We start from the raw sequence: 22,436 nt of genomic DNA on the forward strand, positions 1-22,436 counted from the left end.
TGGATCGCAGGGCTCGCCCATGACCGCCCAGGCCGATCTCCAGCGTTCTCAGCGCCAGCATTTCGCAGCTCCCGGCGGTTTTCACGACAAGCTCGTGCGCACCCTTGCCGTGGCCCTGCCGGCCGCGGTGGGCGTGCTGGCGGCGTTCATGGTGCTCGCCCCCCTAAGCCCGCGCGGCGAGATCAGCTTCCTTCTCGACCGGAACAAGGTCGCGGTGGTGAACGACCGGCTCAAGGTCGAGAGCGCGATGTACCGGGGCAAGGACAATTCCGGTCGTCCGTTCTCGATCACTGCGGGATCGGCGGTACAGCACTCCGCGGCGACCCCGGTCGTCGAATTGCAGGACCTCGTGGCCCGGCTCCTCCTCTCGCAAGGACCCGCGGCATTGAGCGCAGGTTCGGGCAAGTTCGTTATGGACGAGAACCGCATCGAGGTGTTCGGCCCGGTCGTCTTCGCCGCTGCCGATGGATATCGAATGACTGCCGAGAACGTCGACATCGACGTGCCTGCGCGCACGATGGTCAGCCGGGGTCCGGTCGAAGGCCGCGTTCCGGCGGGCACGTTCAGTGCGGACCGCATCCATGCCGACCTCGATGCTCGGACGGTAACCCTTGATGGCCATGCGCGCCTGCACATGACCCCCGGCCAGATGAAGATGCCATGAGCGCCTCGCGTCCCTCTTCCGCTGGCGGGCGCGAGCCGCTAGAGCGGCCTTTAATGGACCGTTCGCTCTATCGCACCGCGCTTCGCGCCCTTGCCGCCGGGTTTCTTAGCGGAGGTCTGGCGATGGCCGGGTTTGGCACGCTGGTTTCAGCCCAGGCAATCTCGGGCTTCAACAGCGATGCCCCCGTCAACTATGCCGCCGACCGGATCGAGCTCCAGGACCGCCAGCAGCGTGTGATCCTCTCAGGCAACGTCGATATCAACCAGGGCGGGCTGCGCTTGCGCGCCGCGCGCACAACCGTTGCCTATACAAATGCCGGTTCGCTGAAGATCCAGCGGATCGATGCCACCGGCGGGGTCCAGGTTACTCGCGGTACCGAGACCGCCAGGGGCAACGTGGCGATCTATGATTTCAATCGTCGCATCATCACCATGGTGGGCAACGTCGCTCTGCGCCGGGGAACAGACACGCTCAACGGCGGACGGCTGGTGATCGACCTCAACAGCGGCGTATCAAGCGTCGATGGCCGTGCGGGTGGCAGTTCGTCCGCCGTCGGCAGCCCGGTGGGTTCCAGCACTGGTGGCGGGCGGGTCTCAGGCTCCTTCTCGGTCCCCAAGCGGAACTGATCTTTTAAGACTGGCGAAGCGTCAGCGTGCCGCACCGGCGCGCGCTGCCGCGCGCGCGATCTCGCCCAGCCCATGGGCCAGTACGACTTCCGCATTCTGGCTCGATGAAAGCAGGCTGCGGTGCAATTCCACCAACCGGTCGATCAGTCGGTCCAGCCTGTCGCCGCGCCACTTGCGCAACTGGTCGGCAAGGTCTGCCGCATCGCGGAAGAACACGCGATTGGCCTTGCGTTCGCCCGCCATGAACCCGGCGATGTCGCTCCGGCGGCCAAGCCTCGCCGCCAGTTGAGCGAGCTGGGCGGCACGCCGCTCGAATGCCAGCAACAGGCCCACGGGGTTAAGCGCCAGTTCGCGCATCCGGGCCAGTTCGACCGACAGCCGCGGCAGGTCTCCGCCAAGCACACAGTTCACGACCGGCATGAACCCGTCGTCCTCGCTCTGCGCGCCGATGGCGTCGAGCGCCTCGGCGTCGGCAGTGCGCGGCGAACTGGGCGAGGCGTCGAGGTAGAGCGCCAGCTTGTCGATCTCGGACTGGGCCATGCGCGTATCCAGCGCGCAGTTGCGGGCAATGCGCTCGGCAATAGCGGCGTCGACCCGCAAGCCGGCGCTGCCCGCCATCGTCCGCACCGCGCCGGCAACCGCGCCCAGCTCCGGCGCGTAGAACATGACCACTAGCGCGTCAGGGCGGTCCGCGATCAGCTTGGCGATGCGGGACTTGTCGGTCGCGCCGGTGGCCACGATCAGCACCGGGCAATTTTCGACCGGGCTGTCGAGCAGGAGTTCGACAGCGTCGAACGCCTCGTCGCCGGACGTCCGTATGACGATGTAGCGCGTGCCCCCGAACAGCGAGGTCGAGCGGGCCTCGTCGGCCAGCCGCACCGGGTCGCGCTTTACGTCGGTCCCGGACAATTCGATTCGCTCGCTGTCGGCGGGCAGCAAGGCGACGATGGCCTTGGCCCCGTCATGTGCGCCGGCTTCGTCCGGTCCGCAGAAATAGAACAGTCGGCATTCGGCCGCTGCGCGCCGCGCGATCCCGGCAAAGGCGCTGTGCTTCGCCTTCACGGCGTCGGCGCGGCTGGTGCCTGGCGAAGCTTGAGCGAGAGACGGGTGACGATCTGGTCGGCCACCACCTGCGCCAGGTTCTCGAGCGCGGTCTGCTCGGCCGCGATCGTCGCATATTCGCTCGACACGATGTCGATCCCGGCATCCGATCCCGCCGAAGCGTCGATCACGATCTTGCCGCTGCCCGCGTCGACTAACTGGTAACGCGCGCGCAGCGTGCGACGTTCACGCGCGATGGTGTCGTTTCCGAGGAGCGCCAGGCCTTCCAGCTTGTCGTCAAGGCGTACGTCGAGCCGGTATCTTGCAGGCGCGGAGCCGGCGCCAAGGCGATCGACCAGCGCATTGCGGACCAGCCACCCGCTCTGGCCCTCGATCGGCGAGACTTCCACCGCGGCGAGCGACCTTGCCACGCTCCCGCCCGCGCCGCCGGCATACATCGGCTGGAGCGCGCATCCGCCGGCGAACAGAACCACCGCCGCAGCTACGGGAAGGGCGCGCAGGACCTTCACGCGACCAGGTTCACGAGCCGGTCGGGGACAACGATCACTTTCCGGATTTCCGCGCCATCGAGTGCACGCTGCACTTTGTCGCTGGCGAGGGCAAGCGCCTCCAGTTCCTCACGCGCAGTACCCTTCGCAACGGTCAGCGTGTCGCGCAGCTTGCCTCTGACCTGGACTGCGACGGTGACTTCGTCGTCGACCAGCAAGGCGGGGTCGACCGAAGGCCAGGCGGCATCGGCGATCAGCGCTGTCGAACCGGTTGCCGCGTGCGCCTGTTCGGCAAGGTGCGGCATCATCGGTGCGACGAGCAGCATAAGCGCACGAATGGCCGCCAGACGGCTGGCTGAGGGCGCTGCCTTCTCGATTGCCGAGGTCAATTCATATATCCGTGCGACCGCCTTGTTGAAGGACAGCGCCTCGATATCGGCGGCGACCGCTGCGACCGCCTGATCGCGCTTGCGGTCGAGCGCGTTGTCCACGCCGTCACCGTTCTGGTCTAGTTGGCCAAACAGCCGCCACAGCCGCTGCACAAAACGCCAGCACCCTTCGATTCCCGCCTCGGACCACGGAAGGTCGCGCTCGGGCGGGCTGTCAGAAAGCATGAACCAACGCACCGCGTCGGCGCCGTATTTGGCGACGATCTCGTCGGGGTCGACCGTGTTCTTCTTCGACTTGGACATCTTGATGACGCGGCCGATCGAAACCGCCGCGCCATCGGCCTTCAGCGTTGCCGCCTCGCCGGTCCGGGCAACCTCGCCGGGGCTGTAGAAGACCTCTCGACCGTCGATGTCGCGCGAGTAGGTTTCGTGCGTCACCATGCCTTGCGTGAACAGCGAGGCGAAGGGCTCCTTCACGTCGATCAGGCCGATGCGGTTGAGGGCGCGGGTCCAGAACCGGGCATAAAGCAGGTGCAGGATCGCATGCTCGATCCCACCGATATACTGTTCCACCGGCAGCCAGCGCGCGACCTCGTCGCGGTCGAACGGCTTGTCGGCTGGTTGGCTGGCAAAGCGCAGGAAATACCATGAGCTGTTGACGAAAGTGTCGAGCGTGTCGGTCTCGCGCTCCGCCGCGCCGCCGCAAACGGGGCAGGCCACGTGCTTCCACGTGGGATGGCGCGCCAGCGGGTTGCCCGGCGTCTTGAAATCGACATCCTCGGGCAGGACGACCGGCAGTTGCGCCTTGGGGACCGGCACGATCCCGCATGCGCCACAATGGATGAACGGGATCGGGGTGCCCCAGTAGCGCTGGCGGCTGACGCCCCAGTCCCGCAGCCGCCACACGGTCTTGCCCCGGCCCCAGCCTTCGGCTTCGGCCCGGGCGATGACTTCCGCGATCGCGGCGGCCACGCTCATGCCGTCGAGAAACCGCGAATTGACGATCACACCGTCGGAGGTATCGGCGGCATCCAGCGGTTCGCCCGCGGCGGCGGCGCTGTTCGCCACCACGCGCGGAATTGGCAAGCCGTACTTCGATGCGAATTCGAAATCGCGTTGGTCGTGGCCGGGAACGCCCATCACCGCGCCGGTGCCGTATTCCATCAGCACGAAGTTGGCGATGTAGACCGGCAGTTCGTTGCCCGTGAACGGATGTACGACCTTCAGCCCGGTATCGTAGCCCAGCTTTTCGGCGGTTTCGAGCTCGGCCGCGGTTGTCCCCCCGGCCTTGCATGCGACGATGAAGGCTTGCGCCTCGGCCGAATTGGCCGCGACAGCCTGCGCCACCGGGTGATCGGCGGCGACGGCGACGAAGCTCGCGCCGAAGATGGTGTCGGGGCGGGTCGAATAGACCGCGATCTCTTCGTCGAAGTTCGCGGGGCGGAAGCTGAACTCGAGGCCCGTGCTCTTGCCGATCCAGTTTTCCTGCATCAGCCGGACCTTGTCCGGCCACTGGTCAAGCGTCGACAGTCCGTCGAGCAGTTCCTCGGCGAAGTCGGTGATCTTGAGAAACCACTGCGACAGCTTGCGCTTTTCGACCAGCGCGCCAGAGCGCCAGCCGCGTCCGTCGATCACCTGTTCGTTGGCAAGGACGGTCTGGTCGACGGGGTCCCAGTTGACCGCGCTTTCCTTGCGATAGACCAGTCCGGCGGCATGGAGATCGAGGAACAGTGCCTGTTCGTGTCCATAATAATCGGGATCGCAGGTCGCCAGCTCGCGGCTCCAGTCGAGCGCCAGGCCCAGGCGCTTGAGCTGTGCCTTCATCGTCTCGATGTTGTGGCGGGTCCAGCCGCCGGGATGGACACCCTGCTCCATCGCCGCGTTTTCGGCCGGCATGCCGAATGCGTCCCATCCCATCGGGTGGAGCACAGCATGGCCGATCATGCGCTTGTAGCGCGCCAGCACGTCACCCATCGTATAATTGCGGACATGCCCGATGTGTATCCGCCCGGAAGGGTAGGGAAACATCTCGAGCACGTAGCTACGCGGGCGGTTATCGTCGGTCGCGCCGGCCGGGACGGTGAATGTGCCGCGTTCGTCCCACGCACGCTGCCAGCGGCCGTCGGCGACAGCCGGATCGAAGCGCTCATCGGTCATGGCCTTCCTCGTATAGTTCGGGTCAGCCCTTGACCGCGCTGCGGCGCAGGTCGCGCGCCTTGGTGAGGATGATATCCTCCAGCTTCTGGACGGTCGCCGCCTGGACCGGCGCGTCGGCCCAGCCGCCGGCCTGCGCGACCTGGCGGCTGGCGGCGACGCGCAGCGCGTCGGCCCGCAGGTCCTGATCGAGGATCGAAACGGTCACCTTCACCCGCTCGCCGGGATTTTTCGGGTTGGCGTACCAATCGGTAACGATCACGCCGCCGTTGCTGTCGGTCTGGAGCAGGGGCATGAACGAAAGCGTCTCGAGGCTGGCGCGCCACAGGTAGCTGTTCACGCCGATCGTGGTGACCTTGCTCGCGGCCAGGTCGGCCTTCGGGCGGTCGTTCTTGCCGGCACAACCCGCAACGAGCGTCGTCGCGGCAAGTATGGCGACAGTCAGGGCAGGGCGGCGAAAGGGGCGGCTGCGGATCATCACGGAAACACTGGTCCTTGGGCTCGCGGCGGGAAGTAGGTAGACCCCGCGCCGCAGTTGGATAAAACGCCGTCTCGGCGCCCGGCGCGCGCTCTATCACCGGTGCCTTGCACGCGGCAAGCAACATCGGCGCGAAAGCCGCGTCGCCGGGCTCGCCGGCGGCCAAAAGCGGGTTGCGGCGGTGAACGCGGCCTTAACCCCGGCCGTCGCTGTGGGGATAGGGCCACACCCTTCGCCCCAACGCGCGGAAATTGCGCTGCGGACTAGTATTTTCTGGTTGTCATTCGTATGTTGTGCGCAAGGAAATAAGTCGACCGACGCGATTCCGGCGAGTCCCGGTGAGTCGTTCGGGAACGGTTAACGCGCAATGCGTTTAGGTGTAGCGCGGTTCATGAGGTTACAGGGGGTTTCAGAGGAAACAATGCGCGTCAGCGATCTTCAGGTGTCGGTACGGCGGCGGGTGCTCGGCACCCTGCTGGCGGGCGGCGCATTGGTCGGTCTGTTGGTCGCCCCCGAAGCCGGGAACGCTTTTTCCAGCGGCTTCGATTCCCATCCAGTGAGCCTCGCGGCGCGTGGCGGGATCGGATCTTTCACTCCCGCTTCGGTGGATCCGCGCATGGCTGCGGTGATGACGGTCAGCGCGCTGAATCACGGCCGCCTCTTCCGCTTCACCCCTGCGGGCAGCACCACTCGCCCGGATCGCTCGGTGACCGTTGCGGTGCGCGTTGATGGAGAAGCGGCCCGCGCGGTATCCGTGCGCAGCACTCTTGCCGCGGCCACCAGCGCGCCCGGCACGCTGCCGGTTCGTATCGCGCCCACCGCCTTCAATCTGGGCGTGGCGCGCGGGTATGAAAGCTTCGCTCAGAAGCTTGCGACGCCCACGGTCCTGCGCAAGATCGACATGCCCGACCTCGCCAGCTTCGATGCGGGCCGGGCGCGCGATCGCACTGCCCGTCCTGCCGAGGCCCGGTTCGCTCCGCGCATCGCGCTGGACGAAACCGCCAAGCCCGGTCGCCTTCCCCGTACGCTCGAAGGGCAGGGCGATTATTCGGTCGATGTCGGCGGCAGTTACCGCTTGACGCGCAATCTCAACGTGACTGCCGGCGTGCGTTACTCGTCGGAACGTGACCGCGTGGTCAAGCTTGCGGATACTCCGCAGGACAGCCAGGCCGTCTACGTCGGGACCCAGTTCCACTTCTGACCTGAATGCAGCTTTAGCCAATTTCATGGCTCGGAGATCCCGCGCCATGTTTGTTTTGCGCGATCGCGCCATCGCGGCTTGCCGTGTTCGATTGCCCAACCTAGCCTGCGATCCTAGCAAACCGGCACGGCAAGGGGATGATCATGGCGCATGTGGCAATCGTGACGGGCGGCACCCGCGGGATCGGCGAGGCGATCAGCCTGATGCTGCAGCGCGACGGTTTTACCGTCGTCGCGAATTATGCCGGCAACGATGCCAAGGCGAAGGCCTTTTCCGACAAGACGGGCATTCCGGCTTACCGCTGGGACGTAGGCGATCACCAGGCGACGCTCGACAACTGTGCCCGCATCTCCGAGGAGGTCGGCCCGGTCGATGTGGTCGTGAACAACGCGGGAATCACGCGCGACGGGACGCTCCACAAGATGAGCTTCGACGACTGGAACGAGGTTATGCGGATCAACCTCGGCGGTTGCTTCAACATGGCCAAGGCCTGCTTTCCCGGCATGCGCGAACGCGGCTGGGGCCGGATCGTCAACATCGGTTCGATCAACGGCCAGGCAGGTCAGTATGGACAGGTCAACTATGCCGCAGCGAAATCGGGCATTCACGGCTTTACCAAGGCGCTGGCGCAGGAGGGCGCCAAATTCGGAGTGACCGTCAACGCCATCGCACCGGGCTATATCGACACGGACATGGTGGCCGCCGTTCCACCGCCGGTACTCGAGAAGATCGTCGCCAAGATCCCCGTCGGCCGGCTGGGCCACGCCAACGAGATTGCGCGCGGCGTGGCGTTCTTCGTCTCGGAAGACGGCGGCTTCGTTACCGGATCGACTCTTTCGATCAACGGCGGCCAGCACATGTACTGACAAGGCAAGCCTGCCGCGATCGGCGGGCTCTCCCGTGGCCTCAGTCGATCGTGTAGCCGACGACCTTCCAGCTCTCATCCTCGCGGCTGAGCGAGACAGTCTCGACGACGCCGGTCCTGTTCGCAAAGCTGGTCCGGAAACGGATGACACGGTAGCCGTAGGGCGGCGCCGGCACGAATTCATCGCCTACGAGCTCGCGCGATTGCACTCCACCGAGCGGGACACGCACGTTTCGCGACACGGCCGCCCACTTGTCGCTTGTGTTGAGGGTCTTGAAGGCCTGCCCGGTGGCGTTCCAGCTCTCGGCCCAATTACCGGCATCGACGACTTCGAGCCATTGGATCGCCGATCGCGCCGCCGCCGTGTCCGCCTGACCGTGGGCTTGGGGTGGAGTCTCGGTCGAGCGCGATCCCTGGGCCGTGCCGGAAACCGTATCGGCTGCGCCGGTCATCGACGACAGGGCGAGAATGGCGAGAGTGAGTGACATTACGATACCTCCGATGATCCAGAGGTCACGGCGGAAGGTGCTGCGACGGTTCTGGGGAAGCCCGTGATGTCCCATCGGTTCGGCGGGATTGGCTTCCCCCAAATCGTTGTCCCCTGCCAATTGGGGGTGATGGCCTTCCGCGGCGCGAAGCTGACGGGCGGCCTCGCGGCTGCTCGAAACCGATAACTTCCGCCGCGCATCGCGCAGCCGCTCGTTCACCGTGTGGACCGAAAGGTCCAGGTGCCGGGCGATCGATTTCGCATCGTGGCCGCTCGTGAGCAGGCGAAGGGTCTGCTTCTCCTTTTCCGTGAGTTTGAGGTAACCTTCGCTCATCAACCCGCCCGCCTGCGCATCGTGTCTTACCGGTCTAGAATGTGGCGAATTCGCGTCCACCCCAAATAAATCGTACCTGCAAGCGAGGCTCCCGCACTAGGCTGCGGCGATGACTTCGCAATATCACCCGCCCCGCAAGCACTCTGTCGAGATCGCCGGACACAAGACCTCGATCAGCCTCGAGCCGCTGTTCTGGGAAATCCTGCGCACGGCCGCCGCGCGTGAAGGGGTGCCGGTCAATGCGCTGGTGGCGCGGATCGATGTTGAGCGGATCGCCAGCCCGACCCCACCCGGCCTGGCGAGTGCAATACGGTTGTGGCTGGTGGCTTGGCTGGCGCGGCAGATGGGCTGAGATCAGCAGCAGCTAAAAACGACAGGAGGCGACCCTTTCGAGCCGCCTCCGCCGACGAACATTAATTTGGTGGGTCCGGTCAGGCGTCGACCAGTTCCTTGCGCTGGTCCGCAGGGAACAGGCGCTGCCAGTCGTACGCACTCGCATTGGCGGCCGTGTTGTCGCCGAACTGGGCGCCGCCCATGATCAGGCGCGCGCGCCGCATTCGGGCCTTGCGGGTGCGGAACGGGTTCGCCGCATCGGGCTCCGCGGCGACCATCCGTTCGAGCGTGGCTTGCTCGTCGCTTTCTTCCATGGAAGTCGGGCGGTAGGCCGCTGCACTCGCTGCAGCCGCAGGCGCTGCATAGGTGGGCGCGACATACGCTGGCGTCGCCGCGGCCGCCTGAACGGGCTCAACCGTAGCGGGCGCATATGCCTCGGTCGGATAAGTCGCAGCCACGTAGTTGTCATCCTCATAGGCATCGGCGCGGCGCCGACGCGAGCGGCTGAGACCGTAAAGGCCGATGGCGCCAAGGCCCAGCGCGCCGAGCAGGCCAGCAAGTGTCAAGTCCATGCCATTGTCGCTGGCGGGGGCGGTCGCGGGCTCCGCCACCACCGGCGGCTCGGCGTTTACGGACGGCACGACAGGAGACTCGGGCGCGACCGTAGCCATCGGCTCTGCCGGTGCCGCAGCGGGTGCTATCGCAACTGGTACAGGCGCGACATTGCCTGAACGGGGGGCGGCCGCACGCGAAGGGGCCGGCGCCGCTGCACGAACAGGCGCACTGCGCGCGGTCGTGGCGGTGCGCGCTGTAGCAGTCTTTGCCGGCGTGGCTGTCTTGGCCGTGGTGGCGACGGGGGCGGTATCAGCCGGCGCAGCCGTTGTCGTCGTTGTCGTCGTCGTCACGGGAGGAAGAACGATAACGGGCGTTGCGGGCGGGGCGGCCACTTCGGCTGGCGCGGTGGCGTCCTGCGCCATCACGGGGGTGGAACCGAGCACGAGAACCGCGGCGATCGCGGCTCCGGCAATGCGATAGGGGGGAATGGTCTTGTTCATGCGAAAGTAACGTTCCGCACGGCAGGAATGTTTCTGGAAACCCGATGGATTCACGACAAACCGAACCCCTCGCCGGGACGAATCGATGGGAACCGGGTTAAGAAACGACCCTTCGATCCCTCCGACGGAACCAGGGCATCGCACTCGTTATTCAGCCGGAAATCTTCTGCCCTACGGTAGAGTTTTTTGTGTTACTTGGCCAAGAGCAATTGGTTCAGTCGCCGCCGACCCGTTCAACTTGCGCGCCGAGCAGCGCAAGTTTCTCTTCAAGTCGTTCGTACCCGCGATCGAGATGGTAGAGGCGGTGAACCTGGGTTTCGCCCTCTGCAGCCAGGCCGGCGATCACCAGGCTCATCGATGCGCGCAGATCGGTCGCCATGACCTCGGCGCCGGTCAGCTTGGACACACCGTGGACGATCGCGGTGCGCCCGCTCGTCTCGATATGAGCGCCCATCCGGTTGAGTTCAGGAACGTGCATGTAGCGGTTCTCGAATATCGTCTCGTTGAGCACGCTGGTTCCCTCGGCCAGGCACAGCAGCGCCATGAGCTGGGCCTGCATGTCGGTGGCAAAACCGGGGTAAGGGGCGGTGGATAGGTTAATGGCGCGTATTGGCCCTTCGGCGGCGACATGGATACCGTCCTTGACAACATCGACGCGGACACCGGCATTGCGCAAGGCATGGATCGTGGCGGACATCTCGTCCGCGCGTGCTCCGGTAAGCGTAACCTCGCCGCCGGTGATGGCGGCGGCGCAGGCATAGCTGCCCGCCTCGATCCGGTCGGGCATGACCCGGTAAGTCGCGCCGTGCAGCCGGCCGACACCGTGAATGGTAAGGTCCGAGGCGCCGATATCCTCGATCTGCGCGCCCATCGCGACGAGCAGGTTGCACAAGTCCACGATCTCGGGCTCGCGCGCCGCATTCGAGAGCCTCGTGGTACCCGAGGCGAGTGCCGCCGCCATCAGCGCGTTCTCGGTCGCGCCTACCGAAACGACAGGAAACGCAAAGTCGCCGCCCGGAAGACCGCCGTCAGGCGCATGCGCGCGGACGTAGCCCGCAGCCAGCTCGATCCGCGCGCCCATCGCCTCCAGCGCCTTGAGATGCAGGTCGATGGGGCGATTGCCGATGGCGCAGCCGCCGGGAAGCGAGACCGTGGCTTCGCCCGCCCGCGCCAGCATCGGACCTAGCACGAGGATGGAGGCGCGCATCTTGCGGACGAGTTCATAGGGCGCCGTGGTGTTCGTCACGCGAGTAGCGGCCAGGGTCATAACCCGTCCGAAATCCTCAGGCCTGCTCCCCGCAATGGTGGTCGAAACGCCGAACTGGTTCATCAGGTGTTGAAAGCCGTCGATATCGGCCAGCCGCGGCAGGTTGCGCAGGGTGACCGGCTCGTCGGTCAGCAAGGCGCAGGGCAGCAGGGTGAGCGCGGCGTTCTTGGCGCCTGAAACGGGAATGGTGCCGGAAAGGCGTCGTCCGCCCTCGATGATGATCTTGTCCATGCGGCTGTTTAGCCTCCCCGGCGCGGCGCACAAGGGCGCGCCGCCGAACGCGCTTGCGCGGACTCTTGCGCGGCGATAACCCGCCGCGGATGAGCGCCATCAAGCCGATCCGAAAAGCCGTCTTTCCCGTCGCGGGACTGGGCACCCGCTTCCTCCCCGCAACAAAGGCCATTCCGAAGGAGATGCTCCCGATCATCGATCGGCCGCTGATCCAGTACGCGGTCGACGAGGCGCGCGAGGCCGGGATCGAGCAGATGATCTTCGTGACCGGGCGCGGCAAGGTCTCGATCGTCGAGCACTTCGACATGGCCTACGAGCTCGAGACCACGATGGGCGAGCGGCAGAAGGATCTCTCGGTTCTGGAGCCGACCCGGCTGACCCCGGGAAACCTCGTGACCGTGCGTCAGCAGGTGCCGCTGGGGCTCGGCCACGCGATCTGGTGCGCGCGCGCAATAGTCGGCGACGAGCCCTTCGCCATCCTCCTGCCCGACGAACTGATGATCGGCGCCCCCGGGTGCATGAAGCAGATGGTCGACGCTTATGACAAAGTCGGCGGCAACCTGATCTCCGTGCTCGAAGTCCCGGAAGAGCAGGTGTCGAGCTATGGCGTTATTGACCCGGGCACGCGCGATGGCGCGCTGACCGAGGTGCGAGGACTGGTCGAAAAGCCGCGGCACGAGGATGCGCCGTCAAACCTTATCGTATCCGGCCGTTATATCCTGCAACCCGAAGTGATGCGCACGCTGGAAGGGCAGGAGAAAGGCGCGGGGGGCGAAATCCAGCTCACCGATGCGATGGCGCGCATGATCGGCGCGCAGCCGTTCCACGCAGTGACGTTCGAGGGTCGCCGCTTCGATTGCGGCAGCAAGGTGGGTTTCGTCGAGGCGACGCTCGCGCTGGCGTTGGAACGCCCCGACATGGCGGATGAAGTCCGGGCCATGGCCACGCGGTTGCTCGCGAAATAGCCGAAGGCCTGACTTTGCCCGTTGAACAGGTGGAGGCGGAATGTCGCGGCTGATCCTGTTCAACAAGCCATACGGCGTCCTTTCGCAGTTTACCGATCGCGGCACGGAAACTGCTCGGCAAACGCTGTCTGACTACGTGAGCGTCCCTGGCGTCTATCCGGCCGGAAGGCTCGATCGCGACAGCGAGGGATTGCTCCTCCTGACCGACGACGGGCCGCTCCAAGCGAAGATTGCCGATCCCCGGTTCAAGCTGGCCAAGACCTATCTGGTACAGGTCGAAGGCGAACCGGACGAGGGCGCTCTCTACGCGTTGCGCAGCGGAGTCAGGCTGAACGACGGGATGACCCGCCCCGCAGATGCAGTTCGCATCCCCGCGCCTGAGCTATGGCCCCGTGATCCGCCGGTTCGCTTCCGAAAGACCGTACCGGATGCATGGCTATCGCTGACGATACGGGAAGGCCGCAATCGGCAGGTCCGTCGCATGACGGCGGCTGTTGGCCTGCCCACCTTGCGGCTGGTGCGCTGGCGGGTGGGAGACTGGTCGGTCGAGGGGTTGAACCCGGGGGAATGGCGCGAAGTCGACGCGCGATAGGATGCGGCTTGCGCTTCAGTCGTCGGAAGCGAAAGCCACGCTGCCCTGATTGATCAGTCGTGCGATGAGCCCCGTCACGCTGTCGTCGTCCTGCCATGCGGGGTCGCAGGTCACCTGGTCTGACTTGCAGATCTGTTCGGCGAGCAGCCGCGACCTGCCGCTGCAGGTGAAGGACTCGCCATCGACGAACAGGACCACATCGTCGGCGCCTTCCCGAACGAAGGCAAAACGGCTGGCCGGATTGCGGACAAGCGGGATTTTCTCCGCAAGGGCGCCGCGCAAATCACCCGCCTCAATCGGCTCGTCCGGGTGCCAATCGATCTCGGGATACTTGCGCGTGCTGGAATAACGACCGAACCAGCGGGCGAAACCGGCCCGGTCGGCGAGACGTTCGGTGATCATCGCATGGAGGCGCGCGATCGCGGCGGCGGTGATTTCCCCCGGGTTGTCCTGGAGAGCAAGGTCAGGGTCGACATAGCGATCGTCGTCGCCAAGTTCCTCAACAAGGTCCTCGCACCAGCTTTCGATAAGCTCGCCGCGCGAGGGGGCGCGAAACCCGATCGAATAAGTCATGCAGTCGGCGCCGACGGCCACCCCGTCGTGGGCGAAGCCCGGCGGCACATAAAGGATGTCACCTGGCCCGAGGACCCACTCGTCCGTCGCCTCGAACCGGGCGAGAAGGCGCAGGTCGTCGTGCGGCAGCAAGGGGGTTGCGGCGTCGCATCGGGGACCAACTCTCCAGCGGCGCCGGCCAAGCCCCTGCAACAGGAACACGTCGTAGTGGTCGAAGTGCGGACCCACTCCGCCGCCGTCGCTGGCATAGCTGACCATTACATCGTCGATCCGCCAGTTCGGCACGAACCTGAACGGCGCAAGGAGCGCTGCCACCTCCGGCACGTGGTGGTCGACTGCCTGCACGAGCAGGGTCCAGGGGGACTCGCGCAGTCGCGCGAACCGGTCGTCCGCGAAGGGGCCATGCTCGGCCAGCAGCGCTCCCGGCGCGGCCGTGTCGTCCTGGACGATAAGTCGCGATTCGACTTCGGGTTCGCATGCCAGGCCCGCCAGTTCGTCCGGCTCCAGCGGGTTGTGCCAGGAGGTCCACGGATTGCGGATCAGCAGCGGCTTCTTCTGCCAGACGTCGCGAAGGAAGGCCGCGCTGTCGAAATCGCTGAACTGCATCGTGTCGCCCCTGCGGAGCGTCGGCGCCCTCTGAAACCGGTCCTTACGCCGTGGTGAAGCGCAAGGGGAGTGTCTTTAGGCCGCCGACGAATGTCGAATTGGCGCGCTTGGGTTCGCCTGCCAGCTCGACGCTTTCGAGCCGGTCGAGCAATGCCTCGAACAGGATCCGCATTTCCAGCCGGGCGAGGTGCAGACCAAGGCACTGGTGCGCTCCCGCGCCGAAGGCGAGGTGCCGGTTGGGACTGCGGGCCGCGTCGAACCGCCGGGGATCGGGAAATTGTGCAGGATCGTGGTTGGCCGCGACATAGTTGATCATCAACCAGTCGTCCTTGGCGATGGCCTGCCCGCCGACTTCGGTGTCGGTAGCGGCCGTGCGCATGAAGTTCTGCACCGGGCTGGTCCAGCGGATCGCTTCCTCGACTATGCCGGGCAGTAGCGATCGGTCGGCCTTGACCCGGGCGAACTGCTCGGGATCGCGGGCCAGCGCCATCATCGCGCCCGCGGTGGAGGCCGATGTCGTGTCATGTCCGGCGGCGGCGAGGATGATGTAGTAGCCGGCGAGGTGGCGATCATTGACGTGCTCGCCGTCGACGATGGCGTTGGCGATGATGCTCGCGACATCCTCGGTCGGATGGGCACGGCGCTCGGACGTCAGGCGGCTGAAGTACGCCTCGAAATCCGCGACCGCGCCGGCGACCAGCTGCGTGATCGCCTCGGGCGGAAGATCCTTCATCCCCGATTGGTTTAGGTCTTCGTCCTGCCCGCCGAACATCTGCTGTGTCAGCATCAGCATCCGGGGCTCGTCCTCCTCGGGCACGCCGAGGATCTGCATGACGACGTGGAGCGGATAAGGGGCCGAAACGAGCTTGACGAAGTCGGCTTCGGGCCCGGCAGCGACGAGCCGGTCCACCGTTTCATTCGCGAGCTCGCGGATCTGCGCCTCGATGCGCTTGAGGCTCTTGGGCATGAACCATTCCTGGGTCAGCTTGCGGTAATTCATGTGGATCGGGGCATCGAACACGACGAGCGATTCGACGAGGTTGTGGCTCCCGCCGGTGATCGCGCGGGCGAAGTCCTCGCCCATCTTGGTCGTGAATACGACCGGGCGCGGATTGTTGAGGAACGTCGCGTTGTCCTTGCTGATCCGCATCACGTCGTCATAGCGCGTCACAAGCCAGAACGGCTCGTGCCACAGGGGCGAGCCTTCCGGCTGGTCCGAGACGATTCGCGCGACGGGCATGTGTTCGCGCAGCCAGTCGAACTTGTCGAGCAGAGGGTCCCAGGCGGCATATGACTTCGGGTCGATGACTGCATGCGCGATCTCGCGCGGAGCGACCGAATCGTCGATCGTTTCGCCGGCTGTCGCCATCACGATGCTCCTTCCTTGGCCCCGGCCCAGTATTCTTCGCGCAACAGGCGCTTGTAGAGCTTGCCGGTCAGTTCGCGCGGCAGTTCGGCGCGGAAATCAATCTGGCGCGGCATCTTCACCCGGCTCAGGCTAGGGGCGAGATATTCGCGCAGTTCATCCGCCAGCGCTTCGCCCGCGGTGGCGGGATCGAGCGGCTGAACCACCGCGACCACACGCTCGCCCATCTCCGGGCAAGGCGCTCCAATCACCGCGGCATCCGCTACCTTAGGATGGGTAACGAGCAGGTTTTCGATCTCCTGCGGATAGATGTTCACCCCGCCGGAAATGATCATGAAGCTCTTCCGGTCGGTCAGGAACAGGAAGCCTTCCTCGTCGAGCCAGCCGATGTCGCCGAGCGTCGACCACGTGGGATGGTGCGGGTGGCGGCTGTCGCGGGTCTTGGCTTCGTCGTTGTGGTACTGGAACTGCGATTCGCTCTCGAAATAGACGAGCCCTTCCTGGCGTGTCGGAACTTCGCGGCCTTCGTCGTCGCAGATGTGGATGACCGCGTTGATCGCACGGCCGACAGATCCCGGGCGCTCAAGCCACTGCTGGCTGGTGATGAAGGTGAACCCGTTGCCCTCGGTCCCGGCATAGTATTCGTACAGCACCGGACCCCACCAATCGATCATCGCGCGCTTGACGGGCACGGGACAGGGCGCGGCGGCGTGGACCGCGCACTTCAAGGTCGAATGATCGTACCGCGCGCGCACTTCCTCGGGCAGCTTCAGCATCCGGACGAAATGCGTCGGCACCCACTGGCTGTCGGTCACCCCGAAGCGCTCGATCGCGGCAAGGGCCGCCTCGGCGTCGAACTTTTCCATCACGACCACCGTGCCGCCAAGGCGGTGAACGCTCATCGACCAGCGCAGCGGAGCCGCATGATAGAGCGGAGCGGGACTGAGGTAGATGGCATCGCCGGTGATCCCGAACGCCTGGTTGGCGATTGTGGCGAGCGATGTTTCGGCATCGATCGCGGGATCCTCGGGCAGCGGATTGCGCACACCCTTGGGCTTGCCCGTGGTGCCCGAGGAATAGAGCATGTCGCCCCCCGCCCGCTCATCGGCGATCGGCGTTTCGGGCATGGCGGCGAGTGCGGCTTCGGCGCTGGCATTGCCGGGAGTATCGAACCGCAACTGGGCGATGTCGGGCGCAATCCGCGACACTTCGTCGAGCGTGGGCGCCAACGCGGCCGACCCGAACAGCAAGTGCGCGCCACTGTCCTGCAGGATGTAGGCGACTTCCGGCGGCGTCAGCCGGCTCGATATCGCGACCAGCATCGCGCCAGCGCGCTGGGCGCCCCAGGCGACCGCGAAGAACCACGGGTGATTCTCCATGCACAGGGCCACCGTATCGCCGATCCCGATGCCGCGGGCCCGCAGGAGCTGAGCGACCTGGTTGCTACGGGCATCGAGCCTTGCGTAACTGATCGTCTCGCCGCTGCCGGCCATGATGATGGCGGGCTTATCGGCATTAGACTTGGCGTGAATCTTGGGATGCATGAAAATGTCTCTCCGCGCGGCGTCTCGGAGGCGGCCGCTTCACGGAGCATCTTAATCGCCCGGTTAAACGACGCAAAGAAAATCCGGGCGGCAAGCAGTGCGCAGATACGAAAAAGGGCGGCACGTTGCCGCGCCGCCCTTTTCCAGATGCATCCTCTCCGAGATGCTGAATGACGTTTGGCGCCTTACTCGGGGCCGCCCTGCGCACCCTTGGTGTCAGCCGAGGCGAAGGCCTTCTGGAAGCTGGCAGCCTGGAGGTACGGAATGGGGTTCACGGCTTCGCCGGCGATGCGCACTTCGTAGTGAAGGTGCGGGCCGGTGGAGTGGCCGGTGCTGCCGATGTAGCCGATCACGTCGCCCTTGTGGACGCGCTGGCCGGCGGCAACGTTGAGGCGCGACATGTGACCGTAGCGGGTCTCCATGTTGCCGCCATGCTCGAGCGCGACATAGAGGCCATATCCGCCGAACCAGTCGGCCCGGCCGACGACGCCATCGGCAGCAGCATGGATCGGAGTACCGGTCGGTCCGGCAAGATCGACGCCCTTGTGAGCGCGGCGCCCGCCCTCGACGGGGTTGGTGCGCATTCCGAAGCCGCTGGTGAAGCGCACATCGTTGACCGGCATCAGCGAAGGAATGGAGACCGAGGAGGTCGGCGCAGCGACGCTCTTGTCGACGCCGGCCCAGGAGCTGAAGAGATTCTTGAACTGCTCGTCGCCAGTGCCGAGCGCGGAAGGCTTCGAGGCTGAGGCGGAACGGAGAGGGGCGGCGATGTCGGCGGCCGCTGCGCTGGAGTTGGCAAGTGCCGGAGTGGCAGTAACCGTCGCGGCGAAGGCGGCAAACGCGCCCAGTGCCGATCGAACGAAAAATTGAACCATGCGAACCCGATCCCTAAGTATTCTCCGGCCCGTCATTCGGCAAACATGCCAACGACTTAAGGCCGCACGAACCCCCGTAAGCGGCTTCGGCCGAGGATCGCGGAAACCGCATTGATCCTTGCCGAATAATTTTCAGAGAAGTTCGGAACCCCCCGCCCATCTCGTGAGTTGGGGGGTATGGCCGGAATGGTTTACAAGGCAATACCGGCGTAGAATACGCGCGGCAAACCGGCTGCCTCACGCGCTGAGTCGTTGAACGGAGGCTTCAGAGCCCCGTTGAAATGCTTTTCGACCAAGCTTTTCCACAGGGCCGCGGGATCGCACCCGCGGCTTTCGCACAGTTGGGCGAAGTGTGTTGTGCCGCATCGCACATGCCGAATCTCGTCGGCCAGAATCCGGTCGAGAATGCGCGCGGTGCGTTCGTCGCCCATTCTGCGAAGCCGCTCTGCCGTCGCTGGCGTGATATCGAGCCCGCGCGCCTCGAGGACCATCGGCACGATGGCCAGGCGAGCTGCCAGGTCGCCGCTCGTCTTCTGTGCCGCCTCCCACAGGCCATCGTGCGCTGGCAATGCGCCGTACTCGCTACCCAGCGTGCGCAGCCGGCGGGCAAGCAGCGCGAAATGGATGGCCTCGTCCGCCGCCACGTCCAGCCAGTCGGCTACGAAGGCCGCATCCTGCTCCCGACCGAATCGCCCCGCCATGTCGAGCGCCAGGTCGATTGCCACGCACTCGATATGCGCCAGCGAATGGACCAGGGCGATCCGGCCCCGCTCCGATCCGCCGCGCCCCCTCTTGGGCATACGATTGGGCGGCAGCAGCTCAGGACGCGCTGGCCGCGCCGGGCGGCCGGGCATGGCAACGTCGAATACGTGGGCGAGGCGTCCCGCCGCATGGTCGCGCCGCAAGGATCGTACTGCCATCGCCTTGGTATAAGGGTCTGCGGTGAGCAGCGCGGCGCGGATCGCGCGCGCGACGGAAGGTTTCCCGGTCAAGGAGCCGGCTTGTCGGTCATCGCCTGCGCCGCGGCCAGGACCTGCGCCGCATGGTCCTTTACCTTCACCTTGCGCCAGACCTGCGCCACCTTCCCGTTCGCATCGACGAGGAACGTCGTGCGCTCCATGCCCATGTATTGCCGCCCATAGAGCGATTTCTCGACCCATATCCCGAGCGCCTCGGCCAGCCCGTCGCTCTCCGCGTCGGAGGCCAGCGGGGCCGAGAGGCCATGCTTGGCCGCGAATTTGGCGTGCTTTGCCGGCGGATCCTTGCTTACCCCCAGCAGGGCCACGCCGGCGCGCGCGAATTGATCGGCAAGGGCCGAGAAGTCCTTGTTCTCGGTCGTGCAGCCCGGCGTGTCGTCCTTGGGGTAGAAGAACAGCACGAAGGGCTTTCCGCGCCAGTCCGCCAGGCGGAGGGCGCTGCCGTCCGCGGCGACAAGCGGAACGTCTGGGAGGGTGTCGCCGACTTCGGTGCGGGCAGCTGCGGTCATGGGGCAATCTCCAGGGTCTGTCCGAATACTTTGTGCCACTGGGCGGCAACCACGTCGCGCGCCTGTTCGAACCGCGACAGCAGCTCATCCCAGCTATCGCAGCCCGCGGCCCGGGCCACGATCGGTCGGCTGGCCTCGGGCGGGTAATCGCCGTCAGGCGCGAACAGCCGCCCTGCGACCAGCATCCGCGTCATCAGATCGTGCCCTTCGCGCAAGGCCGGCGGCAACAGTCCCCCAGCGATCAGCGAATCGATCGCGACGCGCAAGTCGGGTGAGAAGGCGGTCCGTTCGCGAAGCTGGAGGTAATGGACAAGGAACTCGAGATCGACGAGCCCGCCGCGCACCAGCTTGGCATCGAGATTGCCGCGCGGCGGTTTGTGCGCCGCCATGTCGCCGCGCATCTTCAGGACCGCGCCCCGCAATTCGCCCTCATCGCGGGGACGGTCGAGGACGCCGTGGATTATCTCGCGCAACGCGGAGCGATCTTCAGGAGTGCCATAGATCGGGCGGGCCCTGGTCAGCGCCATGTGCTCCCACGTCCACGCGTCTTCGTGCTGGTAGCGGGCGAAGCTGTCGAAGCTGACGGCGATGGGGCCCTGCGCGCCCGAAGGCCGCAGCCGCGCATCGATCTCGTAAAGCGCCCCCGCGGCGGTCGGCACGCTGAGCGCGGCGATCACCCGCTGCGCCAGCCGATTGAAGTACAACGTCGCGCCCAGCGGCCGGGCACCGTCCGATTCGCCGGTATGATCGCCGGAAAAGAGAAACACGACATCCAGGTCGGAGGCGTGGGTCAACTCGCCGCCGCCCAGCCTGCCGAGGCCGAGGATCGCGAGGCGCGACCCGGCTATCTGTCCATGGGCGCGTTCGAACTCGGCGATGGCGGCGCGCGCCAGGACTTCGACCGCTGCCTCGGCCACGCGCGAAAGCGCCGCGGCGATATCGAGCGGGTCCCGCGTGCGTTCCAGCAGCTGTGCGCCAAGCGCGAAACGCAGTTCGCCGACATCGATCCGCACGCCGTCCAGCAGGCGCTGGTAGTCGTCGCCCGCCTCCCCGCGCGCGAGGCCTGCTGCGATCTCCTCCACGCCTCCCGGTAGATCGAACGCCGTGCGGTCGATCAGCGCGTCGAGCAGATCGGGGCGGCGGGCCAGTTCGTCGGCGAGGGTGGGAGCGTGGGCCAGGATGCGCACCAGCAATGCCAGCAGGGCGGGCCTCGCCTCCAGCAAGCGGAACACGTTGATCGCGGACGGCAGAGCGCTGAGCAACTGTTCCCACCGAGTCAGGGCCTGCGCCGGATCGGGCGCGTGCGCCAGCGCTTCGAGCAGCGCGGGAAGCACGCGGGCGAAGGCGGCACGTGCCTCGGAGCTGCGCAGCGCGCGGACGTTCCCTCCTGTCCACCCCGCGATCCGTTCCTCCAGCGCCTCGGGACTGGATTGACCAAGCGCCCTTGCCGCATCCGCGACCGGCAACGACTTCGTGGAAGTGGAATCATCGTCGCCATAAGTGGCGATCAGGGCGTCGAACCGCGTCCCCACGGTTTCGCTGATCGTCGCTAGTTCGGCGATCAGCGCCGCACCATCGGGCAGGCCGTCGAGACGCGCGACCGCATCGAGCGCGTCGCGATCGCCCGGCAAACTGTGAGTTTGCTGGTCGGCGACCATCTGCAGGCGATGTTCGATCGTCCGCAGCCGGTCGTACGACTGGCCCAGCGCCTTCGCATCGTCGGCTGAAATGATCCCTGCTTCGGCCAAGGCATCGAGCGCGGTTCGCGTGCCGCGCAGGCGGAGCGCGGGATTGCGCCCGCCATGGATAAGCTGGTGCGCCTGCGCGAAGAACTCGACTTCGCGAATCCCGCCGCGACCCCGCTTGAGATCGTAACCCGGTCCGACTGCCTGTCCGGCGGCATAAGTCTCGCGGATCTTGCGCGTCAGCCGGCCGATTTCCTCGATCGCCCCGAAGTCGAGACTGCGGCGCCAGATGAATGGGCGGATCGTAGTCAGGAAAGCCTCGCCTGCCGCAATGTCGCCGGCGGCGGCACGCGCGCGAATGAACGCGGCACGCTCCCACGCCAGCGCGCTCGATTCGTAGTGGCTGATCGCAGCGTCGAACGAGAGCGCCAGCGGACTGATCTCGGAAGCCGGACGCAGGCGCAGGTCGATGCGGAAGACGTAGCCTTCGTTCGTCTGGCGCGAGAGCGTCTCGACCACCGCCCGCGCCACCCGCTGCGCCGCCTCGCCCGGCTCGTCGCGTTCGCGTCGGGGCAGGGTCGCCGGATCGTAGAGCAGGATCGGATCGATGTCGGACGAGTAGTTGAGCTCGTGCGCGCCTTGCTTGCCGAGCGCGATGGCGACGAAACCCCGTGGTTCGGCGTCGGGCGCACGTCGCGCGATCGCCTCGGCGATTGCGGCATCCAGGGCGCGGTCGGCGAAGTCGGACAACTCCGTCACGACGCGGGCCAGCGGCAAGAGCCCGGCCAAATCGCCGATTGCCAAGGCCAGCGACAGCGCCAGCCGCTCGCGTCGCAGCGCCACGCCGACGTCGTCGGTCCCCGCGCCGGCGCCCCGGGCAAGCGCCAGCGCTTCATCCACCCTGCCTTCGGCGAGCACCGCTTCGAGCGCCGGCAAGGCCTCGATCGCCCGGGCGAGGAACGGCGCCTCGGCGCGGGCGCGCGCCAGCGCGTCGCGACAGGAGGCGGCAGGGTCGCTTGGTTCGCTCATCGTCCTTGCCCGATGCCCGCTTGGCGCTGCGCAGGCAACAGTCGCGGCATCGGCCGCTGCGCTTGCGCCACAGGTTGGGCT

At 66.1% G+C, this 22,436-nt stretch carries 21 protein-coding genes; 7 read left to right on the plus strand and 14 right to left on the minus strand.

Annotated features, from left to right (window positions below):
• The first annotated feature begins 19 nt into the window (after positions 1 to 19).
• Together lptC and ACFO0A_RS05170 are read left to right on the plus strand one after the other, a co-directional pair.
• Positions 20 to 664, plus strand: coding sequence for an LPS export ABC transporter periplasmic protein LptC (gene lptC / locus ACFO0A_RS05165; RefSeq protein WP_379537896.1), 645 nt, complete (start codon positions 20 to 22; stop codon positions 662 to 664).
• 53 nt (positions 665 to 717) lie between these two features.
• The gene (locus tag ACFO0A_RS05170; RefSeq protein WP_379537897.1) at positions 718 to 1,290 is read left to right on the plus strand and encodes an LptA/OstA family protein; all 573 of its coding nucleotides are present in this window, start codon (positions 718 to 720) and stop codon (positions 1,288 to 1,290) included.
• Positions 1,291 to 1,311: 21 nt separating this feature from the next.
• Here the strand turns inward: ACFO0A_RS05170 and holA are convergent, their stop codons facing one another.
• Genes holA through ACFO0A_RS05190 form a run of 4 tightly spaced genes read right to left on the minus strand, consistent with a single transcriptional unit; the run spans position 1,312 to position 5,861 of the window.
• Positions 1,312 to 2,352 (minus strand): DNA polymerase III subunit delta, encoded by a 1,041-nt coding sequence (gene holA, locus ACFO0A_RS05175; RefSeq protein ID WP_379537898.1) that lies wholly within the window; start codon positions 2,350 to 2,352, stop codon positions 1,312 to 1,314.
• Positions 2,349 to 2,861: an LPS assembly lipoprotein LptE gene (lptE, locus tag ACFO0A_RS05180; RefSeq protein WP_379537899.1), complete on the minus strand. Its 513-nt coding sequence runs from the start codon at positions 2,859 to 2,861 to the stop codon at positions 2,349 to 2,351. Before lptE ends, holA begins: the two co-directional genes overlap by 4 nt.
• The gene (gene leuS / locus ACFO0A_RS05185; protein WP_379537900.1) at positions 2,858 to 5,386 is read right to left on the minus strand and encodes a leucine--tRNA ligase; all 2,529 of its coding nucleotides are present in this window, start codon (positions 5,384 to 5,386) and stop codon (positions 2,858 to 2,860) included. Before leuS ends, lptE begins: the two co-directional genes overlap by 4 nt.
• Before the next feature lie 22 nt (positions 5,387 to 5,408).
• Complete coding sequence (locus ACFO0A_RS05190; RefSeq protein WP_379537901.1) at positions 5,409 to 5,861, minus strand: DUF3576 domain-containing protein; 453 nt, start codon at positions 5,859 to 5,861, stop codon at positions 5,409 to 5,411.
• A 421-nt stretch (positions 5,862 to 6,282) separates the two neighbouring features.
• On the opposite strand from ACFO0A_RS05190, the gene ACFO0A_RS05195 reads away from it, so the two are divergent.
• Positions 6,283 to 7,062, plus strand: coding sequence for a hypothetical protein (locus ACFO0A_RS05195; protein WP_379537902.1), 780 nt, complete (start codon positions 6,283 to 6,285; stop codon positions 7,060 to 7,062).
• A gap of 143 nt (positions 7,063 to 7,205) precedes the next feature.
• Positions 7,206 to 7,928, plus strand: coding sequence for an acetoacetyl-CoA reductase (gene phbB / locus ACFO0A_RS05200; RefSeq protein WP_379537903.1), 723 nt, complete (start codon positions 7,206 to 7,208; stop codon positions 7,926 to 7,928).
• 40 nt (positions 7,929 to 7,968) lie between these two features.
• On the opposite strand, the gene ACFO0A_RS05205 is transcribed toward phbB, so the two are convergent.
• A complete protein-coding gene (locus tag ACFO0A_RS05205; protein ID WP_379537904.1) occupies positions 7,969 to 8,748 on the minus strand; it encodes a helix-turn-helix domain-containing protein in 780 nt (259 codons plus the stop codon).
• Between the two features lie 109 nt (positions 8,749 to 8,857).
• Between ACFO0A_RS05205 and ACFO0A_RS05210 the strand changes: the two genes are divergently transcribed.
• Positions 8,858 to 9,100 carry a ribbon-helix-helix domain-containing protein gene (locus ACFO0A_RS05210; RefSeq protein ID WP_379537905.1) on the plus strand — a complete coding sequence of 81 codons (243 nt, stop codon included), beginning with the start codon at positions 8,858 to 8,860 and terminating at the stop codon, positions 9,098 to 9,100.
• 79 nt (positions 9,101 to 9,179) lie between these two features.
• Here the strand turns inward: ACFO0A_RS05210 and ACFO0A_RS05215 are convergent, their stop codons facing one another.
• Both ACFO0A_RS05215 and murA read right to left on the minus strand, forming a co-directional pair.
• Positions 9,180 to 10,136, minus strand: coding sequence for a hypothetical protein (locus ACFO0A_RS05215; RefSeq protein WP_379537906.1), 957 nt, complete (start codon positions 10,134 to 10,136; stop codon positions 9,180 to 9,182).
• Positions 10,137 to 10,350: 214 nt separating this feature from the next.
• Complete coding sequence (gene murA / locus ACFO0A_RS05220; protein WP_379537907.1) at positions 10,351 to 11,634, minus strand: UDP-N-acetylglucosamine 1-carboxyvinyltransferase; 1,284 nt, start codon at positions 11,632 to 11,634, stop codon at positions 10,351 to 10,353.
• A gap of 89 nt (positions 11,635 to 11,723) precedes the next feature.
• Between murA and galU the strand changes: the two genes are divergently transcribed.
• Both galU and ACFO0A_RS05230 read left to right on the plus strand, forming a co-directional pair.
• Entirely contained in the window at positions 11,724 to 12,599 is an 876-nt protein-coding gene (galU, locus tag ACFO0A_RS05225; RefSeq protein WP_379537908.1) for a UTP--glucose-1-phosphate uridylyltransferase GalU, read from the plus strand.
• 40 nt (positions 12,600 to 12,639) lie between these two features.
• Positions 12,640 to 13,191, plus strand: a complete 552-nt coding sequence (locus tag ACFO0A_RS05230; protein WP_379537909.1) for a pseudouridine synthase — start codon at positions 12,640 to 12,642, stop codon at positions 13,189 to 13,191.
• A 15-nt stretch (positions 13,192 to 13,206) separates the two neighbouring features.
• Here the strand turns inward: ACFO0A_RS05230 and ACFO0A_RS05235 are convergent, their stop codons facing one another.
• From ACFO0A_RS05235 to glnE, 7 genes are all read right to left on the minus strand, one after another.
• Positions 13,207 to 14,370, minus strand: a complete 1,164-nt coding sequence (locus tag ACFO0A_RS05235) for a ribosomal protein uL16 3-hydroxylase (protein ID WP_379537910.1) — start codon at positions 14,368 to 14,370, stop codon at positions 13,207 to 13,209.
• 43 nt (positions 14,371 to 14,413) lie between these two features.
• Positions 14,414 to 15,739: a cytochrome P450 gene (locus ACFO0A_RS05240; RefSeq protein ID WP_379537911.1), complete on the minus strand. Its 1,326-nt coding sequence runs from the start codon at positions 15,737 to 15,739 to the stop codon at positions 14,414 to 14,416.
• On the minus strand, positions 15,739 to 17,280 hold the full coding sequence (locus ACFO0A_RS05245) for an acyl-CoA synthetase (RefSeq protein WP_379537912.1): 1,542 nt from the start codon (positions 17,278 to 17,280) through the stop codon (positions 15,739 to 15,741). The genes ACFO0A_RS05240 and ACFO0A_RS05245 overlap by 1 nt, the downstream gene beginning before the upstream one ends.
• Before the next feature lie 185 nt (positions 17,281 to 17,465).
• Positions 17,466 to 18,155, minus strand: a complete 690-nt coding sequence (locus ACFO0A_RS05250) for a M23 family metallopeptidase (RefSeq protein WP_379537913.1) — start codon at positions 18,153 to 18,155, stop codon at positions 17,466 to 17,468.
• Between the two features lie 191 nt (positions 18,156 to 18,346).
• On the minus strand, positions 18,347 to 19,147 hold the full coding sequence (locus ACFO0A_RS05255) for a ferritin-like domain-containing protein (protein ID WP_379537914.1): 801 nt from the start codon (positions 19,145 to 19,147) through the stop codon (positions 18,347 to 18,349).
• A complete protein-coding gene (locus ACFO0A_RS05260; protein ID WP_379537915.1) occupies positions 19,144 to 19,641 on the minus strand; it encodes a peroxiredoxin in 498 nt (165 codons plus the stop codon). Before ACFO0A_RS05260 ends, ACFO0A_RS05255 begins: the two co-directional genes overlap by 4 nt.
• Positions 19,638 to 22,355, minus strand: a complete 2,718-nt coding sequence (gene glnE, locus ACFO0A_RS05265; protein ID WP_379537916.1) for a bifunctional [glutamate--ammonia ligase]-adenylyl-L-tyrosine phosphorylase/[glutamate--ammonia-ligase] adenylyltransferase — start codon at positions 22,353 to 22,355, stop codon at positions 19,638 to 19,640. Before glnE ends, ACFO0A_RS05260 begins: the two co-directional genes overlap by 4 nt.
• Between the last annotated feature and the right edge of the window lie 81 nt (positions 22,356 to 22,436).

This window comes from Novosphingobium tardum, from assembly GCF_042652045.1.
GTDB lineage: Bacteria > Pseudomonadota > Alphaproteobacteria > Sphingomonadales > Sphingomonadaceae > Novosphingobium > Novosphingobium tardum.

Bases quoted from the DNA above. Each gene is read 5' to 3' on its own strand.
- ACFO0A_RS05240 (WP_379537911.1), bottom strand. From the start codon at position 15,739: ATGGCGACAGCCGGCGAAACGATCGACGATTCGGTCGCTCCGCGCGAG.
- phbB (WP_379537903.1), top strand. From the start codon at position 7,206: ATGGCGCATGTGGCAATCGTGACGGGCGGCACCCGCGGGATCGGCGAG.
- ACFO0A_RS05230 (WP_379537909.1), top strand. From the start codon at position 12,640: ATGTCGCGGCTGATCCTGTTCAACAAGCCATACGGCGTCCTTTCGCAG.
- leuS (WP_379537900.1), bottom strand. From the start codon at position 5,386: ATGACCGATGAGCGCTTCGATCCGGCTGTCGCCGACGGCCGCTGGCAG.
- ACFO0A_RS05195 (WP_379537902.1), top strand. From the start codon at position 6,283: ATGCGCGTCAGCGATCTTCAGGTGTCGGTACGGCGGCGGGTGCTCGGC.
- ACFO0A_RS05215 (WP_379537906.1), bottom strand. From the start codon at position 10,136: ATGAACAAGACCATTCCCCCCTATCGCATTGCCGGAGCCGCGATCGCC.
- ACFO0A_RS05260 (WP_379537915.1), bottom strand. From the start codon at position 19,641: ATGACCGCAGCTGCCCGCACCGAAGTCGGCGACACCCTCCCAGACGTT.
- ACFO0A_RS05205 (WP_379537904.1), bottom strand. From the start codon at position 8,748: ATGAGCGAAGGTTACCTCAAACTCACGGAAAAGGAGAAGCAGACCCTT.
- galU (WP_379537908.1), top strand. From the start codon at position 11,724: ATGAGCGCCATCAAGCCGATCCGAAAAGCCGTCTTTCCCGTCGCGGGA.
- ACFO0A_RS05190 (WP_379537901.1), bottom strand. From the start codon at position 5,861: ATGATCCGCAGCCGCCCCTTTCGCCGCCCTGCCCTGACTGTCGCCATA.
- lptC (WP_379537896.1), top strand. From the start codon at position 20: ATGACCGCCCAGGCCGATCTCCAGCGTTCTCAGCGCCAGCATTTCGCA.
- ACFO0A_RS05235 (WP_379537910.1), bottom strand. From the start codon at position 14,370: ATGCAGTTCAGCGATTTCGACAGCGCGGCCTTCCTTCGCGACGTCTGG.
- glnE (WP_379537916.1), bottom strand. From the start codon at position 22,355: ATGAGCGAACCAAGCGACCCTGCCGCCTCCTGTCGCGACGCGCTGGCG.
- ACFO0A_RS05210 (WP_379537905.1), top strand. From the start codon at position 8,858: ATGACTTCGCAATATCACCCGCCCCGCAAGCACTCTGTCGAGATCGCC.
- ACFO0A_RS05245 (WP_379537912.1), bottom strand. From the start codon at position 17,280: ATGCATCCCAAGATTCACGCCAAGTCTAATGCCGATAAGCCCGCCATC.
- ACFO0A_RS05250 (WP_379537913.1), bottom strand. From the start codon at position 18,155: ATGGTTCAATTTTTCGTTCGATCGGCACTGGGCGCGTTTGCCGCCTTC.
- ACFO0A_RS05170 (WP_379537897.1), top strand. From the start codon at position 718: ATGGACCGTTCGCTCTATCGCACCGCGCTTCGCGCCCTTGCCGCCGGG.
- murA (WP_379537907.1), bottom strand. From the start codon at position 11,634: ATGGACAAGATCATCATCGAGGGCGGACGACGCCTTTCCGGCACCATT.